The organism is Mycolicibacterium sarraceniae (assembly GCF_010731875.1).
In the GTDB taxonomy this organism is placed as follows: domain Bacteria; phylum Actinomycetota; class Actinomycetes; order Mycobacteriales; family Mycobacteriaceae; genus Mycobacterium; species Mycobacterium sarraceniae.
In genome coordinates, this window is the sequence record NZ_AP022595.1 from 4559176 (window position 1) to 4574734 (window position 15559).

General features: G+C 67.0%; 13 protein-coding genes and 1 pseudogene. 2 read left to right on the forward strand and 12 right to left on the reverse strand.

What is annotated here, in order from left to right; translation table 11 throughout:
- Positions 1-77 precede the first annotated feature (77 nt).
- The gene (locus tag G6N13_RS22770) at positions 78-668 is read left to right on the forward strand and encodes a YdcF family protein (protein ID WP_163700853.1); all 591 of its coding nucleotides are present in this window, start codon (positions 78-80) and stop codon (positions 666-668) included.
- Positions 669-686: 18 nt separating this feature from the next.
- Positions 687-1523, forward strand: coding sequence for an NAD-dependent protein deacetylase (locus G6N13_RS22775; RefSeq protein WP_163700856.1), 837 nt, complete (start codon positions 687-689; stop codon positions 1521-1523).
- Here G6N13_RS22775 and proB read toward each other — a convergent pair.
- From proB to G6N13_RS22830, 12 genes and pseudogenes are all read right to left on the reverse strand, one after another.
- Positions 1520-2623 carry a glutamate 5-kinase gene (gene proB / locus G6N13_RS22780; protein WP_163700859.1) on the reverse strand — a complete coding sequence of 368 codons (1104 nt, stop codon included), beginning with the start codon at positions 2621-2623 and terminating at the stop codon, positions 1520-1522. The genes G6N13_RS22775 and proB overlap by 4 nt on opposite strands.
- Positions 2620-4068 (reverse strand): GTPase ObgE, encoded by a 1449-nt coding sequence (gene obgE / locus G6N13_RS22785; protein WP_163700862.1) that lies wholly within the window; start codon positions 4066-4068, stop codon positions 2620-2622. Before obgE ends, proB begins: the two co-directional genes overlap by 4 nt.
- An 86-nt stretch (positions 4069-4154) precedes the next feature.
- Positions 4155-4418 (reverse strand): 50S ribosomal protein L27, encoded by a 264-nt coding sequence (gene rpmA, locus G6N13_RS22790; protein WP_163700865.1) that lies wholly within the window; start codon positions 4416-4418, stop codon positions 4155-4157.
- An 18-nt stretch (positions 4419-4436) separates the two neighbouring features.
- Positions 4437-4748 (reverse strand): 50S ribosomal protein L21, encoded by a 312-nt coding sequence (gene rplU, locus G6N13_RS22795; RefSeq protein WP_163700868.1) that lies wholly within the window; start codon positions 4746-4748, stop codon positions 4437-4439.
- 156 nt (positions 4749-4904) lie between these two features.
- On the reverse strand, positions 4905-7859 hold the full coding sequence (locus G6N13_RS22800; protein ID WP_163700871.1) for a ribonuclease E: 2955 nt from the start codon (positions 7857-7859) through the stop codon (positions 4905-4907).
- A 291-nt stretch (positions 7860-8150) separates the two neighbouring features.
- The gene (gene ndk / locus G6N13_RS22805) at positions 8151-8561 is read right to left on the reverse strand and encodes a nucleoside-diphosphate kinase (RefSeq protein WP_163700875.1); all 411 of its coding nucleotides are present in this window, start codon (positions 8559-8561) and stop codon (positions 8151-8153) included.
- A 218-nt stretch (positions 8562-8779) separates the two neighbouring features.
- A complete protein-coding gene (locus tag G6N13_RS22810) occupies positions 8780-9175 on the reverse strand; it encodes a DUF4233 domain-containing protein (protein WP_163700879.1) in 396 nt (131 codons plus the stop codon).
- A complete protein-coding gene (folC, locus tag G6N13_RS22815) occupies positions 9172-10575 on the reverse strand; it encodes a bifunctional tetrahydrofolate synthase/dihydrofolate synthase (RefSeq protein ID WP_163700882.1) in 1404 nt (467 codons plus the stop codon). The genes G6N13_RS22810 and folC overlap by 4 nt, the downstream gene beginning before the upstream one ends.
- Positions 10572-13235, reverse strand: coding sequence for a valine--tRNA ligase (locus G6N13_RS22820; protein ID WP_163700885.1), 2664 nt, complete (start codon positions 13233-13235; stop codon positions 10572-10574). The genes folC and G6N13_RS22820 overlap by 4 nt, the downstream gene beginning before the upstream one ends.
- 9 nt (positions 13236-13244) lie before the next feature.
- The gene (locus tag G6N13_RS25765) at positions 13245-13376 is read right to left on the reverse strand and encodes a hypothetical protein (RefSeq protein ID WP_268949066.1); all 132 of its coding nucleotides are present in this window, start codon (positions 13374-13376) and stop codon (positions 13245-13247) included.
- A gap of 19 nt (positions 13377-13395) precedes the next feature.
- Positions 13396-14655 carry a saccharopine dehydrogenase family protein gene (locus G6N13_RS22825; RefSeq protein ID WP_163700887.1) on the reverse strand — a complete coding sequence of 420 codons (1260 nt, stop codon included), beginning with the start codon at positions 14653-14655 and terminating at the stop codon, positions 13396-13398.
- Positions 14656-14678: 23 nt separating this feature from the next.
- A pseudogene (locus G6N13_RS22830) lies at positions 14679-15536 on the reverse strand (alpha/beta hydrolase family protein); the annotation flags it as partial.
- Positions 15537-15559 lie beyond the last annotated feature (23 nt).

A 15559-nucleotide genomic window follows, 5' to 3' on the forward strand; every position in this document is an offset into this window, starting at 1 on the left:
ACCTCTGAGACGGGAGTAACGGCTGCCTCCACCCGTGCGATTATCGAGGCAGTAAACTCACACGGGCCGGAGGAAGCATGCGTCGTCGATGGAAGGCCGCCTGCGGCGCTCTGCTGCTGGTTGTCGCCGGCCTGATCGGCGAGCTCATTCCCGCTGTCGCTCAAGCCGACCCGCCTCCGGCGCCCCTACCGGCCGCCAAGGATTTCTCCAATCCCGCGATCGTCGTGCTGGGATACGGCCTGCTGCCCGACGGTTCGATGCGGATGATCCTGCGCCGCCGAGTGCTGACCGGGCTCGCGGTAGCCCAGATGTACCCACACTCACCGATCATCGTCACCGGCGGTAACCCGAAGAACGGCGTCACCGAAGCCGCTCAGATGCGCCGGATGCTGCTGATGCTCGGTTTTCCCGACAGCCGGATCATCGTGGAGGACCGTGCCAACAGCACCGTCCAGAACGCGCAGTTCTCGGTGCCGCTGGCCAAACAGGCCGGCACCTCCGGCATCATCCTGGTGACCTCGTCGACGCACCAGGACCGCGCCGACGGCGATTTCGTCGACGCCGGCGCCAACCTGCTGGCCACCGTGAGCTACCCGGACGGGAATCCGACGCTCAACATCACCCAGTTCGCTCACGACGTACTCAGCCCGCTCACAAATTTCGGCTAAGCACCTACCCTTGAATACGTGGAAAGCCCCGAACTCGTCGCCTTATTGGCGGGTCGTCGCGTCGCGGTGCTGACCGGTGCCGGGATCTCCACAGACTCCGGCATTCCCGACTATCGTGGCCCGGATTCGCCGCCGGCGAACCCGATGACGATCCGCCAGTTCACCTCGAGTCGCGCATTCCGGCAGCGCTACTGGGCCCGTAATCACCTGGGCTGGCGACACATGGCGCAGACCCCGCCCAATGCCGGGCATCGGGCGCTGGCGCACCTGGAGCGTGCCGGTGTGGTGAGCGGTGTCATCACCCAGAACGTCGACCTGCTGCACACCAAGGCCGGCAGCCGAAACGTCATCAACTTGCACGGCACCTATGCCCAAGTGGTGTGCCTGGATTGTGGGCACCCCATGTCACGCGCGGCACTGGCCGACGAACTCGAGGCGGCCAATCCTGGATTCACCGAGCGGGCCGAACGACTCGGCGGTATCGCGGTGGCGCCCGATGCCGACGCCGTGGTCAGTGACACCGAATCCTTCCAATTCCTCGACTGCCCGTCATGCGCAGGGATGCTCAAACCGGATATCGTCTACTTCGGCGAGAGTGTGCGCAAAGAGATTGTCGCGCAGGCTTATTCGATGGTCGAAGAGTCAGATGCACTGCTAGTCGCCGGATCGTCGCTGACGGTGTTCTCCGGGTACCGGTTCGTGCGGCAGGCCGCCGCGCTGGGCAAGCCGATCGCGATCGTGAACCGCGGCGCCACCCGCGGCGACAACCTCGCGACGGTCACGGTGGACAGCGGCTGTTCGCCGATGCTGGCGCTACTGGCCGACGAACTGTCCGGGCTCACGAACGCAAGCTAAACCGCCACAAGGTCGTCGGCATGCACGGCGGGACGGCGCATGTCGGCCGGCAGGTCCGAGGTCGACCGGCCGATCATCGTGGACAGCTCCCCCGCGTCATAGGCCACCACCCCGCGGGCAACCATCTCCCCGTCCAGATCACGCAGCTCGACCACATCACCGCCGAAGAACCGGCCCGTCACCTCGGTGATACCGGCCGCCAGCAGCGAGCGTCGCTGCTTGACCACCGCGCGCACGGCACCAACATCCAGGGTCAGAGCCCCGGCAACCTCCGCCGCATAGCGAACCCAGAACCGCCGCGCCGACATCCGGTCGGGTCGAGGCGCGAAGACCGTGCCCACCGATGCATCGGTGAGCGCCGCCGTGGCATCGCCCGCCGCGGCCAGCAGCACCGGAACCCCGGCGTCGGCGGCCAACAGCGCCGAGGACAACTTGGACCGCATCCCACCGGTGCCCAGCCGGCTGCCCTGACCGGCCACCACGCCGTCGAGGTCATCCGGCCCAGCCACCTCCGGGATGAATCGGGCATCCGACGACTTGCGGGGGTCCCCGTCGTAGAGCCCGTCGATGTCGGAGAGCAGGATCAGCGCGTCCGCACCTACCAAGTGGGCCACCAGCGCCGAGAGCCGATCGTTGTCACCGAAGCGAATCTCGTTGGTGGCCACGGTGTCGTTCTCGTTGACGATGGCCACGGCATGCAGGGCCCGCAGCCGGCTCAGCGTGCGCTGGGCGTTGGTGTGCTGCACCCGCATCGAAACATCGTGTGCGGTCAGCAGAACCTGACCGACCGTGCGGTCATAGCGGGCGAAGGCCGCGCTCCAGGAGTTGACCAAGGCCACCTGCCCGACGCTGGCGGCGGCCTGTTTGGTGGCCAGATCGGTCGGGCGCCGATTCAGGCCGAGCGGTTCGATACCGGCCGCGATCGCACCCGAGGACACGATGACGACATCGGATCCGGCCTGCATCCGCGCCTCGATCACGTCGACGAGCTGAGCCAGCCGGCCCGCGTCGAACAACCCCGACTTCGTGGTCAGTGCGGTGGTACCGATCTTGACGACGACGCTGCGCGCGGAGCGCACGGCGTCGCGGTACTCGCTCACGCGCCGTCCTCGTGCTCGCGACGCTGGCGGCGGGCCTCCTTGCGCTCGTCGGCGCCGATTCGATCGGTTTGCTCCAGCCGGGCATCGGTGCCACGGCCGGTCGGTACAACGTCGACACCGGCCGGGGTCTGCGGCTCCCAATCGAAGGTCATATCGCCGATGGTGACCGCACAGCCGGGTTTGGCGCCGAGTTTGCGCAGTCGGTCCTCCACGCCGAGCCGGGCCAACCGGTCGCCGAGATAGCCGACGGCTTCGTCGTTGTCGAAGTTGGTTTGGGCGATCCAGCGTTCCGGCCGCACCCCGCGCACGATGAAACCGCCGCGGTGTGCCGGATCGGCCTCGACGGTGAACCCGGTCTGGTCGACGGGAATCGGCCGGATCACCGGGCGCCGCGGCACCACCTCGGGCTGTGCGGTCTGGTAGGCGTCCACCATCCCCCAGAGCGCAAAAGTCAGCTCCCGCAAGCCTTCCCGGCTCACGGTCGATACCTCGAATACCGGCCAGCCACGCGCCTCGACGTCGGCGCGCACGAAGTCGGCCAGCTCCCGGGCCTCGGGGACGTCAATCTTGTTGAGCACCACCGCCCGCGGCCGGTCGGCCAGGTCGCCGAGTGTCGAATCGCCTTGCAGCGTCGGCCGATACGCGGCCAGCTCGGCCTCCAGTGCATCGATATCGGAGATCGGGTCGCGACCGGGTTCCAGGGTGGCGCAGTCGACCACGTGGACAAGCAGCGCACAGCGCTCGATATGGCGCAGGAAATCCAGGCCCAGCCCACGGCCCGCCGAGGCGCCCGGGATCAAACCGGGGACGTCGGCGACGGTGAAGGTATGCTCCCCCGCCGACACGACGCCGAGATTGGGCGCCAGCGTGGTGAACGGGTAGTCGGCAATCTTCGGCTTGGCCGCCGAGATCGTAGACACCAGTGAGGATTTACCAGCGGACGGAAAGCCGATCAGCCCGACGTCGGCGACAGTCTTGAGCTCCAGGGTGAGCTCGCGCTCCTGGCCCTTCTCGCCGAGCAGCGCGAATCCCGGGGCCTTGCGGGCCCGGGACGCCAGCGCGGCGTTGCCCAGCCCACCGCGGCCGCCCTCGGCGGCCACGAAACGGGTGCCCGCACCGACCAGATCGGCCAGCAGACGGCCATTGGCGTCGACCACGACGGTGCCGTCAGGCACTCTCACCTCGAGATCGGAGCCGTTGGACCCCTCGCGGTTATTGCCCATCCCCGGTGTCCCGGACGGTGCCGCGACATGCGGATGGAAATGGAAGTCCAGCAGAGTGTGCACCTGCGGATCGACAATCAGCACGACACTGCCGCCACGGCCGCCGTTACCGCCGTCGGGTCCACCGAGTGGCTTGAACTTCTCCCGGTGTACCGAGGCACAGCCGTTCCCGCCGTTGCCCGCGCGGGCATGGATGACGACGCGGTCAACGAAACGGGGCATCGGAGAGTCCTTTCAACCGCTAAGTGTGAACCTGTTGCGAGATATCAGCCTCAACCTCGCAGTGGTTTCACACTCGCGAGTGAGACTTACTCCGGTCGCGCGACGCGAACGATGTTGACCGTCCGGCGGCCACGCTTCTCGCCGAACTCGACAGCGCCGGGGGCGGTGGCGAACAGCGTGTCGTCGCCGCCGCGGCCGACATTCACGCCGGGGTGGAAGTGCGTGCCGCGCTGGCGGACGAGGATCTCGCCGGCCTTGACGACCTGGCCGCCGAACCGCTTGACGCCGAGGCGCTGGGCGTTGGAATCGCGACCGTTGCGCGAGCTGGAAGCGCCCTTTTTATGTGCCATGTCAGTTCGCTCCCTTGACTACTTGATTCCGGTGACCTTGAGAACCGTCAGCGGCTGACGGTGACCCTGCCGCTTGTGGTAACCGGTCTTGTTCTTGAACTTGTGAATCTTGATCTTCGGGCCCTTGGTGTGCTCGAGCACCTCACCGGTGACGGCAACCTTCTCCAAGGCCTTGGCATCGCTGGTGACCTCGGCTCCGTCGACCACGAGGGCGACGGGCAGCGAAACCGAACCGCCAGCCTCGACCTCGAGCTTCTCGACCTTGACTATGTCTCCAACGGCGACCTTGTACTGCTTGCCGCCGGTCTTGACGATTGCGTACGTCGCCATCGTGTCCTCTGCCTTGCTCTGCGGGCGCGCGCTAACCGAAGCTGCGTGCGCGGGTCTGGGGGTGCGGGATCTTCAGCCCGCTGCCACCGGCGTCGGACGCCTGGCGACAACTGCTCAAGGTTACGTGACCAGCACCGGGAGGGTCAAACCGCCACTCTATAGGGCTGGCGGTCCAGCCGGACGTGCGGCCGCCCGGCGCCGGTTCCGGCCGGCCGATGCTGCTGGCGCCGGGGCCTCGACGGGCTGGTCGACCTCATATTCGTCGGCCACGTCATCGTCGTCCTCGTCGTCATCCTCATCGTCGTCGTCCAGGTCGACCTCGATGTCGGCGTCGTCGAGATCCTCGTCGTCGTCATCCAGGTCGACCTCGATGTCGTCGTCGTCCTCGTCGGCGTCGTCCTCGTCGGCATCGTCCTCGTCGGCATCGTCCTCGTCGTCGAGGTCTTCGTCGTCGTCGTCGTCCTCCTCGGCACCATCGTCCTCGGTGACCAGTTCGGCGGCGCCGGAGTCGACACCGTCTTCGGACTCCTCGGCTTCTGTCTCGCGCTCGAGCTCGTCGGCCAGCTCTTCCTCAGCCTCGTCGTCCTCGTGCTTACCGTTGGCCGCCGCCATCGCCTTGAACATCGGATGCTCACTGGAGTGCTGCGGCACCTTCGCGACGGGTGCCTCTTCGGGGCGGCCGCGCTTGCCCCGCTTACCTCGCCGCCCACCACCACCGCCGGCACCAGGGCCTGACTCGGACCGGCGCCCGACAGCCTGTGCGGTGTCGACCGGATCGGCGTGCAGGACGATGCCCCGGCCGGCGCAGTGCGTACAGGTGGTCGAGAATGCCTCGACCAGTCCGGTGCCCAGCCGTTTCCGGGTGAGCTGAACCAGGCCCAGCGAGGTCACCTCCGATACCTGGTGTCGGGTGCGGTCGCGGCCCAGCGCCTCGGTCAGCCGCCGCAGCACCAGGTCGCGGTTGGACTCCAGCACCATGTCGATGAAGTCGATCACCACGATGCCGCCGATATCGCGCAGCCGCAGCTGGCGCACGACCTCCTCGGCCGCCTCGAGGTTGTTCTTGGTCACCGTCTGCTCGAGGTTGCCGCCCGCACCGGTGAACTTTCCGGTGTTGACATCGACGACCGTCATCGCCTCGGTGCGGTCGATCACCAGGGTGCCACCCGAAGGTAGCCACACCTTGCGATCCAGCGCCTTGGCCAGCTGCTCGTCGATGCGATGCACCGCGAACACATCCGGCCCGTCACCACCGGGCGGGTTATATTTGGTCAGCTTCGAAACAAGATCGGGCGCAACGGAACTCACGTAACCGTTGATGGTCTCCCAGGCGTCGTCGCCGGAGACGACCAGGCCGGAGAAGTCCTCGTTGAACAAGTCGCGGATCACCTTGACCAGCACATCGGGCTCTTCATACAGCGCGATGGCGGCGCCGGCTTTGTTGCCCTTGACCCGTTCGGCTTCCTCGGCGATCGTGTTCCAGCGTTCCTGCAGCCGAGTGACATCGCCGCGGATGTCTTCTTCCTTCACGCCTTCCGACGCAGTCCGGATGATCACACCGGCGTCATCGGGCACCACATCGCGCAGAATTTCCTTGAGCCGCTGACGTTCGGTGTCGGGCAGCTTGCGGCTGATCCCGGTGGAGGACGCGCCCGGTACGTAGACCAGGTAGCGCCCGGCCAGCGACACCTGCGTGGTCAGTCGCGCACCCTTGTGGCCGACCGGGTCCTTGCTGACCTGGACGACGACGTAGTCGCCCGGCTTGAGGGCCTGCTCGATCTTGCGCTGCGCCCCGCCGAGCCCGGCGGCCTCCCAGTTCACCTCGCCGGCATAGAGCACACCGTTACGACCGCGGCCGATGTCGACGAACGCCGCCTCCATCGAGGGCAGCACGTTCTGCACGATGCCGAGGTAGATGTTGCCGACCAGCGACGCCGAGGCGGCCGAGGTCACGAAGTGTTCGACGACGACCCCGTCTTCCATGACGGCGATCTGGGTATAGCGAGCACCCTCATGCGGGGGTTCGGTGCGGATCTTGTCGCGCACGACCATGACGCGTTCGACGGCTTCGCGGCGAGCCAGGAATTCGGCCTCGGACAGGATCGGCGGGCGCCGGCGGCCGGCATCGCGACCGTCGCGGCGGCGTTGACGCTTGGCCTCAAGCCGGGTGGAGCCGCTGATGCCCTGGATGGCATCGGGGTCGCGCTCCTTCTCCATGCGCGGAGTGCGCTCGTGCACGACGGTGTTCGGCGGGTCGTCCGACGAGCCGTCATCAGATGCATCGCCGCCGCCACCACCGGACTTGCGGCGCCGCCTCCTGCGGCGCCGACGGGTTGCGGCTTCGCCGCCGCCCGACTCGTCGTCGCTGTCGTCGTCGTCGCTGTCGGAGTCCTCGCCGGCCTCGGCATTCTCGTCGGCGCCTTCGGGCCGTTCGGATTCGTCGCGGTCCTCGCCGTCGGGACCGCCCTGCTCGCCGCGGCCGCGGCCACGGCCACGACGGCCACGACGACGACGCCGATTGGCGGGGCGTTCCGACTGGTCGCCGTCGGTATCGGCGGCGGACTCGTCGTCCTCGTCGTCGTCATCATCATCGTCGACATCGTCGTCCTCGTCGCGAGCGGCGCGGGTGACACGGCGTTCGGTCTCGATCGGCTGGGGCGCGACGAACAGCGGCATGTACGCCGCCGGCTCGACGGGGGCGGTCTCCAGGATCAGCCGCGACTCGGGCTCTTCGGACGCATCGGCAGCGTCGGCCGGTTCAGCGACCTCACGGGCTTCGGCAATCTCGGTGTCGATCTCGAGCAGCAGGACCTCGGGCGCGGGGGTCTCCCGCGCGGGGGGCTCGTCGGCGCTGGCCTCGGATCCGGCAGCCAGGACATCGCGGACTCGCACCGCATCGGTGCGATCCACGCTGGAGTGTGGGCTTCGGGTGCGGCCGTCGAGCTCGCTCAAGGCGTCGAGCACGCGCCTGCTGGTGGTGCCGAGCACCCGTGCCAGCGAATGCACCCTCAGACGGGCAGGCAACTCTTCACCCGCAGCAGTTGCCGGGGGTCCCCACTCCGTCTGGGGTTCGTTTTCGGGTAGTTCCTGAAAGAGGTCATCGTCGGCCACGTATTCTCCTCGAGCCCCCGGGCGCGTCACATCGACGCGGCCACGCGAGGGCCTCCGCTATTTGCCCGGGTTAGATCGCCCGGACTTGTTTATGGTCTCGCTCCGAACGGTTCATGGGGAACACGCCCGGCGCCTGGCTGAATGACGGCTGTGACGGTCGGCGCCTCACCGTTGGTGCAGGTGGTCGCGCACGTCGTAAGTCTTCATCCGGATGCACCCTGGCGGACGCATCCGGCATCAGTATCCCACACCGCACACCCTGTCCGGACGACAGTGGCGCGGCAAGTCCCCTTAGGCCCCGGGAAACCAGAGACCGATCTCGCGCTCGGCGGACTCTGGGGAGTCCGAGCCGTGCACGAGATTGAACTGCGTTTCCAGGCCGAAATCACCGCGGATCGTGCCCGGCGTGGCTTTCTCCACCGGATCGGTTCCGCCGGCGAGCTGGCGAAACGCCGCGATCGCACGGGGGCCTTCCAAGATCGCCGCCACCACCGGGGCTGAGGTGATGAACTCCAGCAGCGAGTCGAAGAACGGCTTGCCGTCGTGCTCGGCATAATGCGCACGAGCAAGCTCGTCACTGACCTGCTTGAGCTCCAGCGCTGCGATCGTCAGGCCTTTGCGCTCGATTCGGCTGATGATCTCGCCGATCACCCCGCGCTCGACGCCGTCGGGCTTGATCAACACCAGGGTCCGCTCAGTCACGGCGCACAGCGTACCCGTCAGTCACTTAGCCGCTGCCGACCGGGCAGCAGGCAGCACCGCACGGTCGCTTCGAGTGAGCCGCTACCCCACTGTGGGCGCACGGTACTCGACTGCCCTACAGCTCTAGGAACAGCGGCGACAGGAATCCGCCCAAGGGCCCGGGTTTGAGCACCGGGGTGGCCGTCGGAAAAGGCAACGCGGCCAGTGCCCGCCGGGGTTCACTGGGGCGGCTGCTGACTCGGCAGCCGCCCTTGCCGCTGTCTGCGCAGCACCTCGACCCGTAGGTAGGCGATGATCCCCCACACGATCGCGAACACCACCCCGACCATTCCGATCGCGGGGTACACGAGGAACCCCGCGACCAGGATGAGTTGCACGCCGAGGTTCAGCCAGACGGCCCACGGCCGGCCCTGCACGCCCGACAGCAGCACCAGGAACACCGTGAAGCCGACCAGATACGCCGTCGACCAAGCGGTGAGTCCACCGCCGACCATGCTGACGACGGGTAGTGCCAGCAGCACCACGATCGCTTCGAGAATCAGCGTGCCAGCCATGACGCCGCGGAAGGACTTCCAGGGGTCGGGAGCAGCTGGGCCTGCGGGCGTGTCGCTCATTGCGGGTCCTTCCCGAACAGGGTTCGCGCCGCGCCCGCCGTCACCACCGAGCCGGTGATGACGATCCCGGCCCCGGAGAAACCGTCGGATTCGGCGGCAGACTCTTCAACCAGTGCGGTGGCGGTTTCGATGGCGTCCGGAAGCGTTTCGGCGCGCACAACGCGGTCGGGCCCGAAGATCTCCTCAGCCCGGATCGCCAGCGCCTCGACCTCGAGGGCGCGGGGCGATCCGTTGTGCGTGACCACGATGTGGTCGAATGCCGGTTCCAGCGCGATGAGGATGCCGGTGACGTCCTTGTCCCCCATCACCGAGATCACCCCGACGAGGAACCGGAAATCGAACTCGGTGGCCAGTGCGTCGGCAAGTACAGCCGCGCCGGCCGGGTTGTGGGCTGCGTCGATGAACACCGTCGGTGCGCTGCGCATCCGTTCCAGTCGGCCCGGGCTGGTCACCGCGGCGAACCCAGCCCGCACGGTGTCGATGTCCAGCTGCCGGTCGGCACCGGCACCGAAGAAGGCTTCGACGGCGGCCAGTGCCACGACGGCGTTGTGGGCCTGATGCTCGCCGTGCAGCGGCAGGAAGATGTCGCAGTACTGCCCCCCGAGACCCTGTAGCTGCAACACCTGCCCGCCGATGGCCACCTGTCGGCCCAGCACCGCGAACTCGGAATCCTCGCGGGCTACCGCCGCGTCGGACTTAACCGCCTGGGCCATCAGCACTTCCATCGCCTCGGGTGCCTGGCGACCGACGATCGCGACGGTGTCCGTCTGGATCAGGTCGCCCCGCGGGGCCCCGATGATGCCGGCCTTCTCGGCGGCGATCTCGGCGACGGTGCCGCCGAGATATTCGGCGTGATCGATGCCGATCGGGGTGATCACCGCGACAGGCGCGTCGACAACGTTGGTGGCGTCCCAGCGTCCGCCCATCCCGACCTCGACGACGGCGACGTCCACGGGTGCGTCGGCAAAGGCGGCGAACGCCATGCCGGTGAGCACCTCGAACTTGCTCATCGCCGGGCCACCGTCCTGCTCCGACTGCGCGTCCACGAGGTGCACGAACGGCTCGACTTCGCGGTAGATCTCAACGTAGCGCGCCGGACTGATCGGCTCGTTGTCGATGGCGATGCGCTCGACGGCGGACTGCAGGTGCGGGCTGGTGGTGCGCCCGGTGCGGCGGCTGAACGCGGCCAGCAGCGCATCGACGATCCGGGCTACCGAGGTCTTGCCGTTGGTCCCGGCAATATGGATGCACGGGTAGCTCAACTGCGGTGAGCCGAGCAGTTCCATCAACGCCTCGATCCGCGCGGTGCTGGGCTCCAGCTTGGTTTCCGGCCATCGCTGGTCGAGCAGATGCTCCACCTGCAACAGCGCGGCGATCTCGTCAGGCGTCGGGTCGGTCATGCCAGCGCAGCCAGTCGGGCGGTGATCCGCTCAACTTCCTCGCTAGCCAGTTGCTGACGGCCGCGAATCTTGGCGACGACGTCGTCGGGCGCCTTGGCCAGGAATGCGTCGTTGCCGAGTTTGGCTGTGGTACCGGCCAATTCCTTCTGCGCAGCGGCCAGATCCTTCTCGAGACGGCGGCGTTCGGCCGCCACGTCGACGGTCCCCGAGGTGTCGACCTCGACGTTGACGGTGCCACCCGAGAGCCGCACCTCGATGTGTGCGGTGGGAGTGAAGTCCGCCTTCGATGCGCTCAGCCATGCCAGTGCGGTGACCGGTGCGACCTGACCGCCCAGGCCGGCCGCATCGACACCTGATAGCCGGGCCGGCACCTTCTGCCGGTCGGCCAGACCCTGGTCGCTGCGGAACCGCCGGATCTCGGTAACCAGCTTCTGCACATCGGCGATCCGCTGCGCGGCAACCGGATCCAGTGCGATCCCGGAGGCGGTCGGCCACGGCGCGATCACCAGCGATGCAGCATCGGGCTCACCTTGATTCAATGCCTTCCACAGCGTCTCAGTGACGAACGGAATCACCGGATGCAGCAGTTTCAGCAAGGTGTCCAGCACCGCGGCCAGCACGGCGGTCGTATGGGAAATACCTTCGGCCAACTGCACTTTGGCCAGCTCCAGGTACCAGTCACAGAATTCGTCCCAGGCGAAGTGGTACAGCGCCTCACACGCCCGGTTGAACTCGTAGCTGTCAAGGGTCGAATCCACCTCGGCCCGAACCTCTTCCAGGCGTCCCAGAATCCAGCGGTCCGCGTCGGTGAGATCGGCCGAATCCGGCAGCGGTGCCGGTGCCGCGCCGTTCATCAAGGCGAACCGAGTGGCATTGAACAGCTTCGTGGCGAAATTGCGCGACGCGCGAGCGGCGTCGTCACCGATGGACAGGTCACCACCCGGGCTGGCGCCGCGGGCCAGGGTGAACCGCAGCGCATCGGCACCGAACTGTTCGACCCAATCCAGTGGGTCGATACCGTTGCCCTTCGACTTGCTCATCTTGCGGCCGAACTCGTCACGAATCAGGCCGTGCAGGAACACGTTCCGGAACGGAACCTGCGGGCCCTTCGTACCGCCTTGAGGAATCGTCTCATCGGAACCGACGAAAGTGCCGAACATCATCATCCGGGCCACCCAGAAGAAGAGGATGTCGTAACCGGTGACAAGCACACTGGTCGGATAGAACTTCTCCAGCTCCGGTGTGCGCTCAGGCCAGCCCATCGTCGAGAACGGCCACAGCGCCGACGAGAACCACGTGTCCAGTACGTCGGGGTCCTGCTTCCAGCCTTCCGGCGGGGTTTCATCGGGTCCGACGCACACCTGCTCGCCGCCCGGGCCGTGCCAGATCGGAATTCGGTGGCCCCACCACAGTTGCCGCGAGATGGTCCAGTCGTGCATATCGTCGACCCAGGCGAACCAGCGCGGTTCGAGGCTCTTAGGGTGAATGACGGTGTCGCCGTTGCGTACCGCATCACCGGCTGCCTTGGCCAGTGACTCGACCTTGACCCACCACTGCAGGCTCAGCCGTGGTTCGATCGGCTCACCGCTGCGCTCGGAGTGGCCGACGCTGTGCAGGTACGGCCGCTTCTCGGCGACGATCCGGCCCTCGGTGGCCAACGCCTCACGCACAGCGACACGGGCCTCGAACCGGTCCATGCCGTCGAATTGCGTTCCGGTATCGGTGACCCGGCCCTTCGTATCGAACATCGTCAGCATCGGCAGCTGGTGTCGTACGCCGATCTCGAAGTCGTTCGGATCGTGCGCCGGGGTGACTTTGACTGCGCCGGTGCCGAATTCAGGATCGACGTGCGTGTCGGCCACGATCGGGATCTGCCGATTGTGAAACGGATGCGGCAGTGTCTTGCCGACCAGGTCCCGGTAGCGCTCGTCGTCGGGATGCACCGCGATCGCAGTGTCGCCGAGCATCGTCTCGATCCGGGTGGTGGCCACCACGATGTGCGGTTCGGAGTCAGCAAGAGATCCGTACCGGAACGACACCAGTTCACCCTCGACGTCTTCGTATTTGACCTCGAGATCGCTGATCGCGGTCTCCAGCACCGGCGACCAGTTCACCAGCCGCTCGGCGCGGTAGATCAGACCCGCGTCATAGAGCCGCTTGAAGATCGTGCGCACCGCCCGAGACAGGCCCTCGTCCATCGTGAATCGGTCCCGGCTCCAGTCGACACCGTCGCCGATCGCTCGCATCTGGGCGCCGATGGTGCCGCCCGATTCGCGCTTCCAGTCCCACACTTTGTCGATGAACTGCTCACGGCCGAAGTCTTCTTTCGTCTTACCGTCCACGGCGAGCTGCTTTTCCACCACGCTCTGGGTGGCGATACCGGCGTGATCCATCCCGGGCAGCCACAGCACCTCGTAGCCCTGCATGCGCTTACGCCGGGTCAGCGCATCCATCAGCGTGTGGTCCAGCGCGTGACCCATGTGCAGGCTGCCGGTCACGTTCGGTGGCGGCAGCACGATCGAATACGCGGGCTTGCCGCTCGTCACGTCGGCCGTGAAGTAGCCGGCGGCGACCCAGCCCTGATAAAGCCCCGCCTCTACCGCACCGGGATCCCAAGACTTGGGGAGGGCGTCGGCGCGGGAGTCGTCAGTGGTGGTCACCCGACAAGTCTAAGAACGCCGGCGACCGGCCCAGCGGGCGACCTGGGCGGTCGTGACCTGCGCTACTTCTTCCCGCCCGGAGCCGGCCAACGCCGAGGCCACCTGGCTGGTGTCACTGCCACCGAAGATCCGCGGAACCAACTGATCACCCTGACCGACACTAGCCCTCGAGGCGGACCGTCTCCAGAGAAATCTCGGCAGCGGGAAACCGGGCGAGCAAGGCGTCACCCATGGCGGCGGCCGGAGTGAGCACACCGCGCAGCTCGGAGAGCTTGTCGCGGTCCAGCGCCAACGCCAGGCCGCACTCGCCGAGCATCACCGAGGTGGCCTTGTACCCCGGGTCACCCTGCTGGGAGATCGTGGCCCGATACCGCGCACCAGTGGTGGTGGTCGTGTAGGTCTCGGCCCGGTAGTAACCACGATCACGGGTCTGCTGGCTGGGACCCGTTCCGGGTTTTGGGGCGACGCGATCCACCAGCCGGCGTGGCAGGAAACGGAAGAACCGGCTGCCCAGTGCGACGATGCCGTTGTTCGCCACACTCGCCACCGCCGATAACACCGGCGCGGCAACCGAGGACCCGACGCTCATGTTCTCCGCGTACCGGAACCTACGGCCGTAGGCGTAATGCAATAGCGCGTTGCTGCGCCGCACGATTCGGGTGTTGTACATCGCCATCGCGAAGCCTGTCGTCCACACCCCGGCCAGTTCGGGCGCGATATTGCTACCGCGCCGCCACGGCAGATCCGGTTGCGGACCGAGTTCGGGTTCGACGGCCCGGTCTTGGGTGAGTGTGTAGGGGTCTTCGAGCATGCGCCGGGTGTTCGGGTCGTTGGAGGAGGCTCCGAAGACCTCGATCATCGAGGCGGCAGTGCCGCCCGACACCCCGCCGGAGAATCCGCGGAGTACGAAGTCGGTGTCGCCGAGCTCACCACTGCCGTCTTGCAGAGCCCGCCGGTAGAGCGCGAACACGCTCATATCCGCAGGGATGGAATCGAATCCGCACGCATGGACGATGCGCGCCCCGGTGTCGACGGCTTGTTTGTGGTAGTCGTCGATGCTCTGCCGCACGAACATCGCCTCGCCGGTGAGGTCGGCGTAGTCGGTGCCCGCGGCCGCGCACGCGGCCACCAGTGGCAGGCCGTATCGGGTGTAGGGGCCGACGGTGCTGATGACGACGCGGCTGCGCGCGGCCATATCAGCCAGCGACGACGGGGACCCGGCGTCGGCGGTCAGAATCGGCCACGATTGCGCCGATTCGCCCAGTGTCTCCCGCACCGCCAGCAGCTTGTCGGGAGACCGTCCGGCAAGGGCGATCCGCGCACCGCCACCGGCGCGGGCCAGGTACTCGGCGGTGAGCTTGCCGACGAATCCAGTGGCCCCATACACGACGATGTCGAATTCCCGCTCTTCTGGCGTCATGAGCGCCAACATACCGGCCGTAGTCAGCCCAGCGTTTCGGGCAAACCGACCGACTCCCCCAGCACATGCTCAGCCAGGAACGCCGTCACCACCTGACACCAGATCTTGGCGTGCTGCGGGGATAGCACCCAGTGATTCTCGGAGGGGAAGCCCAGGAACCGGTGCGAGGTGGTGCCGTCGTCGGCAGCGGGTAAGCCGGATTCGGTCAGCAGCTCGTACCACAGTCGCAGTGCCTCACAGATGGGCCCTCGGTAGTCCTTGTCGCCGTGGATCACCAGCATCGGTGTGGTGATCTTCCCGACGACGCGGTGTGGTGAATTGTCCTGTGCCATAGCCGGTGTCATCTCGCGCGCCCAGCAGTAGGCTCCGTCGGTGGTCGGGCCGAACTGGTCGAGCGCCCACAGACTGGCGTGGGTGACGATCGCCGCGGTGCGCTCGGCATCGATGCGGGGATCAGCTACCGCCCCGTCGACAGCCGCCATGACATCCTCGTACGGCGGGCCACCCCAGGCACCCTCCGGCAGCGCCACGCACGGCAACTCGGTGAGCGCCCCGGACGGGTCGATGCGCACCGGGTGCGGCGCTGCATACGAGGTCCGCAGCGCGTAGATGGTGCCGTCAGGCGTGCCGATGACGTCGCTGTAGGCGAAGCCGTCGGCGGTGATCTGCCGGACGTCGCCGTCAAGGCCGATCTCGAAAATCGGGCAGCGGCCGTTGTCATCGGCGGTGACCAGTAGCGCCCAAACCCCCGTTTCTCAATTCAAGTGGCACAGCGATATTCGGGGTGCCTGCAGTCGTGTGGAAACGGTTTCGCGGGTGAACGACACGCCTGTGCGATCCGAGGAGATGGTGGGGTATTCCAGGTCGGCGTCGGGGTCGTCGAATGAGCCCGTGGTCATCAGCG

Bases quoted from the DNA above. Each gene is read 5' to 3' on its own strand.
- folC (WP_163700882.1), bottom strand. From the start codon at position 10,575: ATGACCGACCCGACGCCTGACGAGATCGCCGCGCTGTTGCAGGTGGAG.
- G6N13_RS22825 (WP_163700887.1), bottom strand. From the start codon at position 14,655: ATGACGCCAGAAGAGCGGGAATTCGACATCGTCGTGTATGGGGCCACT.
- obgE (WP_163700862.1), bottom strand. From the start codon at position 4,068: ATGCCCCGTTTCGTTGACCGCGTCGTCATCCATGCCCGCGCGGGCAAC.
- G6N13_RS22770 (WP_163700853.1), top strand. From the start codon at position 78: ATGCGTCGTCGATGGAAGGCCGCCTGCGGCGCTCTGCTGCTGGTTGTC.
- rplU (WP_163700868.1), bottom strand. From the start codon at position 4,748: ATGGCGACGTACGCAATCGTCAAGACCGGCGGCAAGCAGTACAAGGTC.
- G6N13_RS22810 (WP_163700879.1), bottom strand. From the start codon at position 9,175: ATGAGCGACACGCCCGCAGGCCCAGCTGCTCCCGACCCCTGGAAGTCC.
- rpmA (WP_163700865.1), bottom strand. From the start codon at position 4,418: ATGGCACATAAAAAGGGCGCTTCCAGCTCGCGCAACGGTCGCGATTCC.